At 72.9% G+C, this 13,594-nt stretch carries 14 protein-coding genes and 1 pseudogene; 9 read left to right on the plus strand and 6 right to left on the minus strand.

The window, feature by feature from the left end:
- The first annotated feature begins 2 nt into the window (after nucleotides 1-2).
- The 3 genes from hrcA to VFG42_RS20560 are packed head-to-tail and all read left to right on the plus strand — an operon-like array spanning nucleotide 3 to nucleotide 3,001.
- Entirely contained in the window at nucleotides 3-1,031 is a 1,029-nt protein-coding gene (gene hrcA, locus VFG42_RS20550; RefSeq protein WP_324910670.1) for a heat-inducible transcriptional repressor HrcA, read from the plus strand.
- Nucleotides 1,028-2,164 carry a molecular chaperone DnaJ gene (gene dnaJ / locus VFG42_RS20555; RefSeq protein WP_324910671.1) on the plus strand — a complete coding sequence of 379 codons (1,137 nt, stop codon included), beginning with the start codon at nucleotides 1,028-1,030 and terminating at the stop codon, nucleotides 2,162-2,164. Before hrcA ends, dnaJ begins: the two co-directional genes overlap by 4 nt.
- Nucleotides 2,165-3,001: a 50S ribosomal protein L11 methyltransferase gene (locus VFG42_RS20560; RefSeq protein WP_324910672.1), complete on the plus strand. Its 837-nt coding sequence runs from the start codon at nucleotides 2,165-2,167 to the stop codon at nucleotides 2,999-3,001.
- Between the two features lie 24 nt (nucleotides 3,002-3,025).
- Here the strand turns inward: VFG42_RS20560 and VFG42_RS20565 are convergent, their stop codons facing one another.
- On the minus strand, nucleotides 3,026-3,748 hold the full coding sequence (locus VFG42_RS20565; protein ID WP_324910673.1) for a DUF559 domain-containing protein: 723 nt from the start codon (nucleotides 3,746-3,748) through the stop codon (nucleotides 3,026-3,028).
- Nucleotides 3,749-3,841: 93 nt separating this feature from the next.
- Nucleotides 3,842-3,949 (minus strand): annotated as a pseudogene (locus VFG42_RS27555) (hypothetical protein); the annotation flags it as partial.
- Between the two features lie 100 nt (nucleotides 3,950-4,049).
- Between VFG42_RS27555 and VFG42_RS20575 the strand changes: the two are divergent.
- Nucleotides 4,050-5,420, plus strand: a complete 1,371-nt coding sequence (locus tag VFG42_RS20575; protein ID WP_324910675.1) for an NAD(P)/FAD-dependent oxidoreductase — start codon at nucleotides 4,050-4,052, stop codon at nucleotides 5,418-5,420.
- Here VFG42_RS20575 and VFG42_RS20580 read toward each other — a convergent pair.
- Nucleotides 5,392-6,321 carry a C40 family peptidase gene (locus tag VFG42_RS20580; protein ID WP_324910676.1) on the minus strand — a complete coding sequence of 310 codons (930 nt, stop codon included), beginning with the start codon at nucleotides 6,319-6,321 and terminating at the stop codon, nucleotides 5,392-5,394. The genes VFG42_RS20575 and VFG42_RS20580 overlap by 29 nt on opposite strands.
- Before the next feature lie 77 nt (nucleotides 6,322-6,398).
- On the opposite strand from VFG42_RS20580, the gene VFG42_RS20585 reads away from it, so the two are divergent.
- Genes VFG42_RS20585 through era form a run of 4 tightly spaced genes read left to right on the plus strand, consistent with a single transcriptional unit; the run spans nucleotide 6,399 to nucleotide 9,122 of the window.
- Nucleotides 6,399-6,827, plus strand: a complete 429-nt coding sequence (locus VFG42_RS20585) for a GatB/YqeY domain-containing protein (protein ID WP_324910677.1) — start codon at nucleotides 6,399-6,401, stop codon at nucleotides 6,825-6,827.
- Entirely contained in the window at nucleotides 6,824-7,819 is a 996-nt protein-coding gene (locus VFG42_RS20590; RefSeq protein ID WP_324910678.1) for a PhoH family protein, read from the plus strand. The genes VFG42_RS20585 and VFG42_RS20590 overlap by 4 nt, the downstream gene beginning before the upstream one ends.
- Nucleotides 7,816-8,229 (plus strand): rRNA maturation RNase YbeY, encoded by a 414-nt coding sequence (gene ybeY, locus VFG42_RS20595; protein WP_324910679.1) that lies wholly within the window; start codon nucleotides 7,816-7,818, stop codon nucleotides 8,227-8,229. Before VFG42_RS20590 ends, ybeY begins: the two co-directional genes overlap by 4 nt.
- Nucleotides 8,223-9,122: a GTPase Era gene (era, locus tag VFG42_RS20600; RefSeq protein ID WP_324910680.1), complete on the plus strand. Its 900-nt coding sequence runs from the start codon at nucleotides 8,223-8,225 to the stop codon at nucleotides 9,120-9,122. Before ybeY ends, era begins: the two co-directional genes overlap by 7 nt.
- Nucleotides 9,123-9,173: 51 nt before the next feature.
- Here the strand turns inward: era and VFG42_RS20605 are convergent, their stop codons facing one another.
- The 3 genes from VFG42_RS20605 to VFG42_RS20615 form a co-directional block, all read right to left on the minus strand.
- Nucleotides 9,174-9,536 carry a hypothetical protein gene (locus tag VFG42_RS20605; protein ID WP_324910681.1) on the minus strand — a complete coding sequence of 121 codons (363 nt, stop codon included), beginning with the start codon at nucleotides 9,534-9,536 and terminating at the stop codon, nucleotides 9,174-9,176.
- 118 nt (nucleotides 9,537-9,654) lie between these two features.
- Nucleotides 9,655-10,398 carry an SDR family oxidoreductase gene (locus VFG42_RS20610; protein ID WP_324910682.1) on the minus strand — a complete coding sequence of 248 codons (744 nt, stop codon included), beginning with the start codon at nucleotides 10,396-10,398 and terminating at the stop codon, nucleotides 9,655-9,657.
- Between the two features lie 31 nt (nucleotides 10,399-10,429).
- Nucleotides 10,430-10,762 carry a hypothetical protein gene (locus tag VFG42_RS20615; RefSeq protein WP_324910683.1) on the minus strand — a complete coding sequence of 111 codons (333 nt, stop codon included), beginning with the start codon at nucleotides 10,760-10,762 and terminating at the stop codon, nucleotides 10,430-10,432.
- Between the two features lie 330 nt (nucleotides 10,763-11,092).
- Between VFG42_RS20615 and VFG42_RS20620 the strand changes: the two genes are divergently transcribed.
- Entirely contained in the window at nucleotides 11,093-13,588 is a 2,496-nt protein-coding gene (locus VFG42_RS20620) for a sensor domain-containing protein (protein WP_324910684.1), read from the plus strand.
- Nucleotides 13,589-13,594 lie beyond the last annotated feature (6 nt).

Raw genomic sequence — 13,594 nt, forward strand, 5'->3', positions numbered from 1 at the left:
ACGTGCTCTCGCCCCGTCAAGAGCTGCTCCTGCGCAAGGTCGTCGAGGCGTACACCGAGACCGGCCTGCCCGTGGGATCCAAGACCCTCGCCGCCGACCCCGACATCGAGGCCGGCCCGTCGACGATCCGCAACGAGCTGGCGTCGCTGGAGGACCAGGGGCTGCTCGCGCACCCGCACACCTCCGCCGGCCGCGTGCCGACCGACGCGGGCCACCGCTGGTACGTCGACCAGCTGCGCTCCGGCGGGGCCCTCGTGCCCGCCGTCGCCGGCGAGCGCCTCGGCCTGCAGCTGATCCGCCGCGAGGTCGACGAGGCGATGCGCGTGACGAGCGAGACGCTCTCGCAGGTCACCAACCTCCTGGCGATCGTCTCCGCGCCGCCGGTGGACACCGCGACGGTCCGCCACGTCGAGGTCCTGCTGCTGCAGCCGCAGGTCCTGATGGTCGTCGTCATCACCTCGACCGGCGGCGTGACCAAGCGCGTCTTCACCTTCGACCAGCCGGTCGACCCGGGCCTGGCCGCGTGGGCGGGCGAGTTCCTGGACGAGCGCCTGACCGGCGTCGGGCTCGGCGCCCGCATGCTGCACACGCGGCTGAGCGACCCGAGCCTCAGCGCGCGCGAGCGCACGTTCCTGGACCAGCTGACGCCGGTCTTCACGGAGCTGGCCGAGACCTCCGAGGACACGCTGTACGTCGACGGCGCCGCGCGGCTGATCGGCGAGCATCGCGTGCAGGACCTCGCGCAGATCAACGAGCTGATGTCGATGCTCGAGCGGCGCGCGACGCTGCTCGGCCTGCTGCGCGTCGCGCTGCAGGAGCCCGACGTGCTGGTGCGCATCGGCTCCGAGAACCAGACGCCCGCCTTCCAGGGGCTGGCGGTCGTCGGCGCCGGCTACGGGCTCCCCAACCGCAAGCTCGGCACCGTGTCGGTCATCGGCCCGGTGCGCATGGACTACCCCCGCGCGATTCGCTCGGTGCGCGAGGCCGCGCATGAGCTGTCGCGCTTCATCGAGGACGTATACGGATCTTGAGCTCCACCTTGCCCAGCGACCCCTATGAGCTGCTCGGCGTCGCCCGCGACGCCGACGACACGACGATCAAGAAGGCGTTCCGCAAGCTCGCGCGCGAGCTGCACCCCGACGTCAACAGCCACGACCCGGACGCCGAGGAGAAGTTCAAGCAGGCCGCCGAGGCCTACGAGATCCTCAGCGACCCGCAGCGGCGCGCCACGTACGACCGCTACGGCCACGAGGGCCTGCGGACCGGCGGGCAGGCGCCGAACTTCGACGGCTTCGGGAACATCTCGGACCTGTTCGACGCGTTCTTCGGGGGCGCGTTCGGCGGCGGTGGCGGGGCGCGCACGGGCCCGCGCCAGGGCGAGGACGTCGCGATCGCGGCGCAGATCGACCTGGAGCAGGCCTACCGCGGCGCCAAGGTCGAGGTGACGTTCGAGGCGATCGACCGCTGCGAGCACTGCCACGGCAACGGCGCGGAGCCCGGCACGCCGATCGAGACGTGCGACAAGTGCGGCGGGCAGGGCGTCCTGCAGGCCGTGACGCGGTCGCCGTTCGGCCAGGTCGTCCGGCAGGTGGCCTGCGACAAGTGCGGCGGCGACGGCCGCATCCCGCAGACGCCGTGCGAGGTCTGCGACGGCCGCGGGCTGGTCGTCGGCCAGCGGCGGCTGGAGGTCGAGATCCCGGCGGGCATCGCCGACGGCCAGCGGATCCGGCTGTCCGGACGCGGCCACGCGGGCGAGCACGGCGGGCCTCCCGGCGACCTCTACGTCGTCGTGCAGGTCGATCTGGGCGAGCGCTTCATGCGCGACAGCGACGACCTCGTGACGGTCGGCGACATCCCCGCGCCCCTGGCCGCGCTGGGGACGACGCTGACGATCGACCATCCGGACGGCGACGTCGAGGTCGAGGTGCCGGCGGGCACGCAGCCGGGCACGGTGCTGACCGCGAAGGGCAAGGGCATGCCGGTCCTGCGCCGCCAGGGTCGCTTCGGCGACCTGCGCGTCGTGGCCAACGTCGTCATCCCGCGGCGCCTGAACGCCCAGCAGCGCGAGGCGCTGCAGGCGTTCGCCGACACGATCGGCGACGAGCAGCTGCGCGCCGAGGACGAGTCGATGGTCGGCAAGCTGCGGCGGCTGTTCGGCAAGTAGATGATCCGTCTCGCGGTGAGGGTCCGGCGCAAGGACGCCGACGTGGTGCTGGCCGAGCTGCTGACGCTGGCGCCGTCCGGGGTCGAGGAGGCGGACCTGGAGGGCGGCGCGATCGTCGAGTACGCGGTCTACGGCGCGCCCGGCGAGCTGCCGGACCTGCCCGACGTCGAGGCCGCGGTCGGCGGCGCGCTGGTCGAGGTGCGGACGACCGAGGTGGCCGACGACTGGGCCGACCGCTGGCGCCAGTTCCACCGGCCGATCGAGGTCGGCGGCCGGCTGTACGTCCGGCCGCCGTGGGAGCCGGCGCGCGACGAGTTGATGGACCTGGTCATCGACCCGGGCCAGGCCTTCGGGACCGGGGCGCACCACACGACGCGGCTGTGCCTGGAGCTGCTGGTGGAGGAGCCGCTCGCGGGCGACGCCGGTGCCCGTGGCGTGATGGACCTCGGCTGCGGCTCCGGCGTCCTGGCCATCGCCGCCGCCAAGTTGGGGTGGTCGCCCGTCGCCGGCGTCGACCACGAGCTGGAGTCCGTCCGCGCGACCGCCGAGAACGCCGCCGCCAACGGGGTGGAGGTCGCCACCGACCGCTTCGACCTCATCCGCGGCGGCGCCGCGCCCACCGCGCCGCTGGTGCTCGCCAACCTCCTGCGCCCGCTGCTGCTCTGCGTCGCCCGCGCGGGCTGGGCGGGCGAGCCCCCACGCACGCTGATCGCCTCCGGGCTGCTGGTCCACGAGGCCGACGAGGTCGCCGCGGCCTTCGCCCGCCACGGCCTCGCCGAGGCCGACCGCCGCACCTCCGCCGAGTGGGCGGCGCTGCTGCTGCGCCGCCCCGCCTGAGGATCCGGGTCACTCTATGACGAACTATTCGTCATAGAGTGACCCGGACCGCTGGAGGAGAGCCTGGAGGCGGCGCGCCGTGTCCCGGCGCCGGCGCGTGACCTGGTCGTAGGTGAAGCGGATGACCCGATACCCCGCCAGGGCGAGCGCCTGATCGCGCTCGCGGTCGGCGTCGAAGGCGGTGCGGGTGCGGTGGAAGGCGAAGCCGTCGGTCTCGACGATGAGATCGGTTCCCGGCCAGTGGAAGTCGACGAGGAAGCCGGCGATCGTGGTGTTCGCCAGCGGCGTCGGCAAGTTGTAGTCGTCGCACAGCTGAAGGAGCGCGACCTCGAGCGGGCTCCGGGTGTCGGTGCCCGCCAGACGCTCGAGCACCATCCTCAACTTGGGCGCGCCGCTCTGCCTCGGATGCGCTTCGAGGCACCGACGGACGGCGACGAGATCGAAGAGCTGGAGGCGATCCATGCGCTCGACGACGTCCTCGAGCGCCCGTGGCCGGAGGGACGGCGCCACATCGAGGAGCGTTCGTGCCGGCGTCGTCACGGGGATCCCGGCAGCCACGGTCCGCTCGTCGTCGGTGAGCGTCCCTACCCGATGCAGCCGGACGCGGCCGCGATCCGGGACCCGGCCTGATCGAGAGGGCGTCGTGACGTGGATCACCGATCCACGCGACGGGAGGAGATCCCACAGCGTCGCCGCGTCGCCGTGGCTGAGCACCGCTCGTTCTCCGCAGGCCAGCACGGCGGCCATCCACCGTCCCTCTCGCGTGAGGCGCGTGTGCCCGACCGCGTAGACGCCGCGGTGCAGGCGGATGAGACGGCCGATCGCGATGCGGTGGGCGATGTGCTGGGGCGTCAGGCCGAGCTCGGCGAGTTGGTGACGTGCCAGCGGCCCGTATTGGCGGTCGGCGAGGTCGGCGATCAGGCGATCCGGGTCGCGTAATGGCTGCATAGCAGCCACTAGGCGACCCGGACCCCGGACTCGCCCCCAGCCGCAACCGCGAACCACGTGCGATTGGCCTCAACGTCGCGGTGGGACTACCGTCAACCACATGGCTTGGCACGTGGTGATCGCCGGTGGTGGCTTCGGGGGCTTCTACGCGGCGCGGGCGCTGGAGAAGTCGCTGCCGCCGCAGGCGGCGCACATCACGCTCGTCAACGACGTCAACTTCATGCTCTACACGCCGCTGCTGCCCGGCGCGGCGGCGGGCACGCTGGAGCCGCGGCACGTCGTCGTGCCGCTCCGCGAGGAGCTGAAGCGGACCGCGCTGCGGCTCGGCACGGTCACCGGCGCCGACCCGAGCGCCAAGACGATCGACGTCCGCACGCTGAAGGGCACCGAGGAGCACCTGCGCTACGACCACCTCATCGTGGCGCTGGGCTCGGTCTCCCGCACGCTCCCGATCCCCGGCCTGGCCGAGTACGGGATCGGCTTCAAGTCGCTCCCGGAAGCGATCCAGCTGCGCAACCACGTCCTGCGGACGCTGGAGATCGCCGAGACGCTCGAGAATCCCGAAGAGCGCAAGAAGTGGTTGACCTACGTCTTCGTCGGCGCGGGCTACGCGGGCCTCGAAGGCCTCGCCGAGCTGCAGGACTTCGCCGCCGACGTCATCGACCTCTACCCCCGCTGCCGCACGCAGGGCATGCGCTGGATCCTCGTCGAGGCGCGCGACCGGATCATGCCCGAGATCCCGGCGCCGCTGGCCGACTTCGCCACCCGCGAGCTGCGCGGGCGCGGCATCGCGATCCGGACCAGCACCACGCTCGACCGCGTCACCGACGACGACGTCACGCTCAGCGGCGGCGAGGTCGTGCCGACCAAGACCCTGGTCTGGACCGCGGGCGTCAAGCCGCACCCGGTGATCGCGCGCCTCGGCCTGCCGCTCGACGAGCAGGGCCGGATCAAGGTCGACGCCACGCTGCGCGTCGAGGGCCACGACGACGTCTGGGCGCTCGGCGACTCCGCCGCCGTGCCCGACCCGGCCAAGAAGGGCAAGAGCGCCACGCCGCCGACCGCCCAGCACGCGCTGCGCCAGGGCAAGACCGCGGGGCGCAACGTCGCCGCCGCGATCGGCAACGGCAAGGTCAAGCCCTTCAAGTTCAAGACCAAGGGCGTGTTCGTGGACATGGGGCAGGGGCAGGCGGTCGCCACGACGCTCGGGATCCGCTGGCGCGGCGTCCCGGCCTGGTGGCTGGCCCGCAGCTACCACCTCGCCGCGCTGCCGGGCGGCAAGCGCAAGTGGCGCCTGCTGATCGACTGGAACATCCAGCTGATCTTCGGCCGCGACGCGTCCGAGCTGGGCGGCCTGGGCCGCGCGCCCGCGCTGGGCGTCGACCCCACGGGCGGCGGCTCGATCACGGCGGCCAACGGCACGGGGCCGGCGGCCGAGCCGGTCAGGGAAGAACGCGTCGCGCCCAGCTGAACCGCTTGGCGCGCCACGGGTCCAGGCGCAGCGGCGAGACGTACACGCCCTGGTCGCTGGAGTGCACCATCCAGTCCGGGCTCAAGGCAAGGCCTTCGTGAACGATCCGCTGCTCGGTGGCCTTCATCCAGAAGCGACCGGGGCCGAAGAACACCAGGTCGCCGCCGCGGACGTCGTCGAGCCGGATCCGCGCCGAGCGCTGGATCTCGCCCGCCTGCTGGGCCGCCGTCCGGCCGTGGATCGCGGTGCCCCACGAGAACCCCGACAGCTTGAAGACGCGCCAGGCGAAGCCGCTGCAGTCATAGCCTCCGTGGACCTGGCCGCCGTAGGCCGCGCCGCGCGTGTCGGTCTCGCCGCCCCAGACGTAGGGCATGCCGACCTTGGAGATCGCCAGCGCCAGCACGCGCCTCTGCGCCGTCGAGTACCGCGGCAGCGCGAACGTGGAGAACTGCCCCCGCACCCACTCCGCCGCCCCGCCCTGCCACCTCGACGCGACGGCGAACGAGTGCTTGGCCTCGGCCAGCGTGATCGCGTCGGTCGGGTACAGCTCGCGCGCGTCGTCGCGATAGGGCAGGTTGTCGCGCAACCCGAGCAGGCGCGCGACGGCCTCGGTCCCGAACGTCGGCGGCGGGGTCAACCCCGCCCGCCACGCCTCGTGCTGGACCGACGCCGCCACGTCGCTCGCGCCGAGCTGCCGCACCATCAGCGCGTCGAAGCTCGTCACCGACACCTTCGAGAACGGCGCCGACACCGGCTCGACGCCCAAGGACAGGGCCAGCCGGCCCAGCTCCTCGTGCAGCCGCGTGCCGGTCAGCGGCGCCGCGGCGCGGGCGCTCGTCGCCGATCCCGCCAGGGCCAGCGCGCACAACAGGGTCAGCAGGGGGACACGGCGCGGGGACATCGCACGGAGGCCATCGGCGGACGGGCCACATCGCTTTACCCGGCGCGTCCGCACCGGCGGCCTACAATCGAGAGCACATGAGCATCGCCGACAGCGTCAAGCAGGATCTCACCACGGCCATGAAGGCGGGGGAGAAGGACAAGGTCGGCGCCTTGCGTCTCGTGCTGTCCGAGTTGCAGAAGGCCGCCAAGGACGGCAACGACGACGAGCAGGCCATCCTCCGCCGCGAGCGCAAGCGCCGCCTGGAGTCCGCCACCGCGTTCCGCGAGGCGGGCCGCGTCGAGCTGGCCGAGGGCGAGGAGTCCGAGGCCGCCGTCATCCAGGCCTACCTGCCGGCGGAGCTGGGCGACGACGAGCTGCGCAGGATCGTCGCCGACGCGATCGCCGAGAGCGGCGCGTCCTCGCCCAAGGACATGGGCGGCGTCATGAAGCTCGCGATGGAGAAGGCCGGCGGCCGCGCCGACGGCAAGCGCGTGTCGGCCCTGGCGAGGGAGGCGCTGGCATGAGCGCCGCGACTCGCCGCCAGATCGAGCTGAGCAACGACGTCGCCGCCGCGCTCAGCGGCACCCACGACGCGATCCTGCGCCAGCTCGAGGAGCACGTCGACTGCGACCTCTTCCTGCGCGGCAACCTCATCACGCTCGAGGGCGAGCCCGACGCGGTGGCCAACGCCGCCACGGTCGTCGGCGAGCTGGCCGAGCTGATCGAGGGCGGCCACCAGATCACGCCCGGCACGCTGGACGCGGTCACCAACGCGCTCGACGAGCACGAGTCCCCGGCCAAGGTGCTGGAGGACGTCGTGTGGCGCCACCGCAGCGCCAAGGTCGCGCCGAAGTCGGTCAACCAGAAGCGCTACGTCGACTCGATCCGCCGCAACACGGTGACGTTCGGCATCGGGCCGGCGGGCACCGGCAAGACCTTCCTGGCCGTCGCGATGGCCGCGGCCGCGCTCGCGCGCCGCGAGGTCAACCGCATCATCTTGACCCGCCCGGCCGTCGAGGCCGGCGAGCGCCTCGGCTTCCTGCCGGGCGACCTGATGGCCAAGATCGACCCGTACCTGCGCCCGTTGTTCGATGCCTTGAACGACATGCTGGATCCCGAGAAGGTCGCGGGCTTCCTGGAGAAGGGCGTCATCGAGGTCGCGCCGCTGGCCTTCATGCGCGGCCGCACGCTCAACGACTCGTTCGTGATCCTCGACGAGGCGCAGAACACGACGCCCGAGCAGATGAAGATGTTCCTGACCCGCCTCGGGTTCGGGTCCAAGATGGTCATCACGGGCGACATCACGCAGGTCGACCTGCCGCGTAACGAGAAGTCCGGGCTGATCGTCGTCAACGACATCCTGACCGGCGTCGACGGCGTCGACTTCGTGCGCTTCGGCGGCGGCGACGTCGTCCGCCACCGCCTGGTGCAGCGGATCGTCGAGGCCTACGACGCGTTCGACCAGTCGCAGGCCCCGGACATCCGCACGGCGTCGGCCGAGCGCAAGCGCGCGTGAGCCTCGAGGTCGAAGTGCTCGACGCCGACCTCGCGGCCGGCCGTCCCGACCTGCCGCCGGAGGACGAGATCGTCAAGTTGGTGTCCTTGGCCGTGGCGACCGCGGGCGTCCGCGACGGCCACGTCGCGATCGCCTTCGTCGACGCGGGGCGGATCACCGAGCTCAACGAGGCGCACCGCGGCAAGGAGGGCCCGACGGACGTGCTGTCCTTCCCGATCGACGAGGCCGACGACGACGGCGTGGGCGGGGTCCCGGAGGCCCGCGAGCTGGGCGACGTCATCATCTGCCCGCCCCACACCGAGAACATCCGCGAGGCGATCGTCCACGGCGCCCTGCACCTGGTGGGCATGGACCACGAGACCGACGACGGTGAGATGCTGAGCGTGCAGGCGGAGATCCTGTCGTGGTAAGTGAGATCAACACCCGCGCCGGGTTCGTGGCGCTCGCCGGCCGGCCGAACGTCGGCAAGTCGACGCTCGTCAACGCGATCGTCGGCCGCAAGGTCGCGATCGTCTCCGACAAGCCGCAGACCACGCGGCGCGCGATCCGCGGCGTCGTCACGCGCGACGACGCGCAGCTCGTCCTGACCGACCTGCCGGGCGTGCAGCGCCCGCTGGACAACCTCACCGAGCGCATGCAGCGCCGGGTCGAGCGCGAGCTGAGCGAGACCGACGTCGCGTTGTTGGTGCTCAACGCCGAGCAGGGCGTCGGGCCCGGCGACCGCTGGATCGCCAAGGCGCTGCAGGGCGCCTCGTGCCCGGTCGTGATCGCCGTCAACAAGGTCGACCGCCTCGACCGCCCGCACGTCGTGGCCGCGCTGCAGGCCGCCGCCGAGCTGGGCGTCGGCGACGACATCTTCCCGATCAGCGCCCGCAAGGGCACCGGCGTCGAGCCGCTGGCCGAGCACCTCTTCGGCCTCGTGCCCGCGTCGCCGTTCCTGTTCGACCCGGCCGAGTCCAGCGACCTGTCGCCCTACGTGCACCTGGCCGAGCTGATCCGCGAGCAGATCCTGCGGCGGACGTTCAAGGAGGTCCCGCACGCGGTCGAGGTCGTCGTCGAGGACGTCGTCGCCGACCGCGACGACCTCACGGTCATCCACGCCCGCGCCTGGGTGGAGACCGAGTCCCAGAAGGGCATCCTCGTCGGCGCGGGCGGCAAGATGATCCGCGCGATCGGCACCGCCGCCCGCAAGGAGCTGGAGCGCGAGCTGGGCACCAAGGTCCACCTCGACCTCGTCGTCCGCGTCCGCCGCGGCTGGCGCGGCGACGAGGGCCTGCTCGACCGGCTCGGCTTCGACGTGTAGACCACGCGGGCAGGCCGTTCGCCGGGCCGGCCGAGTCAGGGACCAGGCCTCTCAGGCCATCTGCGGCACGCGCCCGACCGCCTCGGCGTAGAGCGGCAGCGTCTGCGGGATGCCCTCGGCCGAGTAGCCGCTGGCCATCCGCAGGTCCTCGACGACCAGGTTGGCCTCGATGATCAGCCGCCGGAACCGCTCGTCCTCGGCGACCGTCTGGAGCTGGGCGTGCGTGCCGTGCAGGACCATCGCGCCGCTCATCGGGCCGTTGGGCGCGAGCAGCATCACGTCATAGGCCTCGATCCGGCCGGAGGCCTCCAGCTCCGAGTAGTAGGTCAAGGCCTCCTGGAAGACCTCGAGGCCGCGCTGCTCCCGGCCACGGACGTTCTGACCCCAGCTGAGGACGAGGACTCGGTCGGCCATGACGGCTCCTTCGTGCGTCGGCCCGGCTCGGACGCCGAGCCTGGGAAGCGCCGATGCTCCCACCGCCGCGCGCCGCTCGGCAACCGTGCCTAGCGCTCCGCAAAGCGGCGCGGTCGCGCTAGCGGCGGAACCCGGCCTCGGCGTCGAGCACCTGGCCGGTCAGCTGCCCGGAGCCCGGGGAGGCGAGCCACGCGACGACCCCCGCCACGTCCTCCGGACGGCTCCAGCGGCCGGACGGGAACCGCTCGCGCGTCGCCGCCAACCGCACCGGATCGGCCCAGCCCGTGTCGACCGGACCGGGGTTCACCGCGTTGACGGCGATGCCGCGCTCCGCGACCGTGTCGGCCAGCGAGCGCGTCGCCTGGTGCACGGCGCCCTTGGAGATGGCATAGGCCAACTCGTCGGCCATCGGGCCGAGGTGCTGGCCGGAGGTGAAGAGCACGACGCGGCCGTCTCGCGGCGGCACGGCCTGCGCGGCGAAGGCCCGCACGAGGAGCACGGTGGCGCGCGCGTTGACGGCCCACGCGGCGTCCAGCTCGGCGGCGGTCACGTCGTCGAGCGTGCCCGGCGCGGAGCGCGCGTGGTTGGCGACGAGGACGTCGACGCGGCCGAGGGCCTCGGTCGCGTGTGCCATCACGCGCGCGGGCGCGTCCGGCTCGGCGAGGTCGGCGGAGACGTGGGGCGGGTCGCCCAGCGCGGTCAGCACGGCGTCGAGGTCGTCGCCGCCCCACGGCTGCCGCGCGTCGTGCGGCGCCCACGAGTGGACGGCGACCGCGTAGCCCTCGTCGAGCAGGCGGCGCGCGACGGCGAAGCCGATCCCGGCGCGCCGCGAGACGCCGGTGATCAGCGCGGTCCGTGGCACGCGCGCAATCTACCCGGGCCGCGATCGCCCGCTACCCGACCGTGAACGCGATCGCGCACAGCGCCAGCTCCTCCCACTCGGCCGCCTCGGCGTTGGTCTCCAGCCAGTCCTTCATCGCCATGCCCTTGCCGGACGGGTCGAAGCGGACGCCGTCGCCCGCGAGCACGCGCGCGTCGACCTCCTCGGCGCCGATCCGCGCGACCAGCGCGCCGTGCCACAGGCAGACGAAGACCTTGCCCTCGACCTTGGCGGCCGGGGTGCCGAACCAGACGGACCGCTCGACCTCGCCCGCGAGCGAGACGTCGTCCAGCAGCGTCTCGAAGGCGGCGAGGGTCTCGGCGGACTCGGGCGGGCGGCGGGCCACGCCCCGATTAAACGGGAACGGGCCCGAGCGACCGTCGTCGCTCGGGCCCGCACCGTGGATGTCCCCTCCGGTGGGAGGCGTATAGGTGGCGAAAGATCTCGACTCGCAGATCCATGGCGGTCCCTGAAAGTGACGGCGCCGCGCTCCCTCCAGAAGCGACGCTCATCGTCAGGGCCGACCCGTCCGTGGGTCGCATTCGCCTGTTGTCTTGCTTCCCTATCGTCGGCCCGGGGCACGCCGCGTTGAGGCCCGTTCCTGCCCGAACGGACGTCTGTCCTAGTCCGGGGCTGGACGAGGCACCGCCGGGCCACGTGTCACTCTTGTGCTCCGTTGGCCACCGTCCCCGACCCGAAGAACCACGCCGCGGCGCTCGTCCGCGCGCTGGACGTCGCCACCAGCGGCGTGCTGGTCTGCGACGAGACCGCCCCGGGACGACCGATCACCTACGTCAACGGCGCGTTCGAGCGCCTGCTCGGACGCCCGCGCGAGGAGCTGCTGGGCCGCGATCCGGCCGTCCTGGTCAGCGAGGCCGCCGAGCCCGAGGACCGGCGCGCGCTGGCCCGCGCGCTGGAGCACGGGATCGCGCACGCGGCGACGATGACGCTGCGCCGCGCCGACGGCACGACGCTGCGCGCCGAGATGCGGATCACGCCCGTGCGCGACGCCGGCGGCGCGCTGACCGACTGGATCACGGTCGTCGACGACGTCACCGAGCGCCTCGACGCGCTCGACGCGCTCGCGCTGGCCGAGGCCCGCTACCGCGAGCTGGTCGAGTACGTGCCCGCCGTCGCCTACATCGCCGACTGGGACGAGCAGTCGACGCTCACCTACGTCTCGCCGCAGATCGAGGACCTGCTCGGCTGGCCGCCGCAGGCGTTCCTCGACGACCAGGACCTCTGGTACCGCTGCGTCCATCCCGACGACCTCGCGCGTGTGCGCGAGGAGGAGGCGCGCTCGTTCGCCGACGGCGAGCAGGTCGACATGGAGTTCCGGATGCTGCGGCGCGACGGCGCCGAGGTCTGGGTGCGCGACAAGGAGACCGTGATCCGCGACGCCGACGGCGCGCCCGCGTTCAGCCAGGGCGTCGTGGTCGACGTCACGCCCACGCGCGCGTCGGAGCGCGAGCTGGCCGCCGACGAGCGCCACCGCGCCCAGCGCTACCTCGACATCGCCGGCGCGATCATCGTCGTGCTGGACGCCGAGGCGCGGATCACGCTGCTCAACCGCGCCGGCGCCGAGCTGCTGGGCTACTCCGAGGGCGAGCTGGTCGGCCGCGACTGGTACGAGGCCGTCGTCCCCGAGCGCCTGCGCGAGACCGGCCGCGCGGCCTTCGCGGAGGAGATCGCCTCCGGCATGGACGACGCCGTCCACGAGTCGGTCGTCGTCACCAAGGACGGCGACGAGCGCACGATCGCCTGGCGCGACACGATCGTCCGCGACGCCGACGGCGCCGTCAACGCCGTGATGTCCAGCGGGGTGGACCTGACCGAGCGCCGCGCGGCCGAGGAGCAGATCGCCTACCTGGCCTACCACGACTCGCTCACCGGCCTGCCCAACCGCGCGCTGCTGCAGGAGCACCTCGACCTCGCGCTGGCCCGCGCGCGCCGCCAGGGCGACGCGGTCGGCCTGCTCTACCTCGACCTCGACGGCTTCAAGCTCGTCAACGACTCGCTCGGCCACCCGGCGGGCGACGAGCTGCTCGTCCACGTCACGATGCGCCTGAGCGACCGCCGCCGCGGGATGGACCTGCTGGCGCGCCAGGGCGGCGACGAGTTCCTGCTGCTCCTCGCCGACCTCGACCGCGCCGAGGCCGAGCCGCACGCGCGCCGCGTCGCCGAGGACCTGCTGAAGGCCTTGGCGGAGCCGTTCTCGATCTCCGGCGCCGAGTTCCACATCGGCGCGTCGATCGGGATCTCGCTCTACCCGCGCGACGCGGCCGACGCCGACGAGCTGCTGCGCCACGCCGACGCCGCGATGTACGCCGCCAAGGCCGCGGGCCGCAACGCGGTCACGGTCTACAACGGCGACCCGCACGAGCCGCTGGAGCGCCTCTCCATGACGAGCAGGCTGCGCAAGGCGCTGGACCGCGAGGAGCTGGTCCTGCACTGGCAGCCGATCGTCGACCCGCGCGACGGCACGCTGCGCAAGCTGGAGGCCCTCGTACGCTGGCAGGATCCGTTCCGCGGGCTGGTGATGCCCGACGACTTCATCTCGTTCGCCGAGGAGACCGGCTTCGTCGACCGCATCGGCGACTGGGTCGTCGCGGCGGTCCGCGACCAGGTGCTGGCCTGGGAGGCCGCCGGGCTGCGGTCGCCGCGGGTGACCGTCAACGTCTCGCCGCGCCAGCTGCGCCGCCCGGACTTCGGGGCGCGGCTGCTCGGCCTCGTCATGCCCGACGACGTCGCCTCGCGCCTGACCGTCGAGATCACCGAGTCGGCGGCGATGGCCGACCCGCTGCGCACCGACCCCGTGCTGACCGAGCTGGTGGCCGCCGGGATCGAGGTCGCCGTGGACGACTTCGGCGCCGGCTACAGCTCGCTGAGCCGCCTGCGCACGATGCCGGTTCAAGTCCTCAAGATCGACAAGACGTTCCTGCAGGCCGTCCCGCACGACGTGCAGGCGACCGCGATCGTGACCGCGATCATCGAGCTGGCACGGGCTCTGGGGATGGAGGCGGTGGCCGAAGGCGTCGAGAACGAGGACCAGCGCGCGTTCCTCGTGGAGCGGGGTTGCCCGTTGGCACAGGGCTACCTGCTCGGGCGGCCCGTGCCCGCGGAGGAGATCGAGCCGCTGCTGGAGCGCGCCGCAACCGCCGGCCCCTCGTAAGCTTCG

Source organism: Baekduia sp., assembly GCF_035685985.1.
Classification (GTDB): domain Bacteria; phylum Actinomycetota; class Thermoleophilia; order Solirubrobacterales; family Solirubrobacteraceae; genus Baekduia.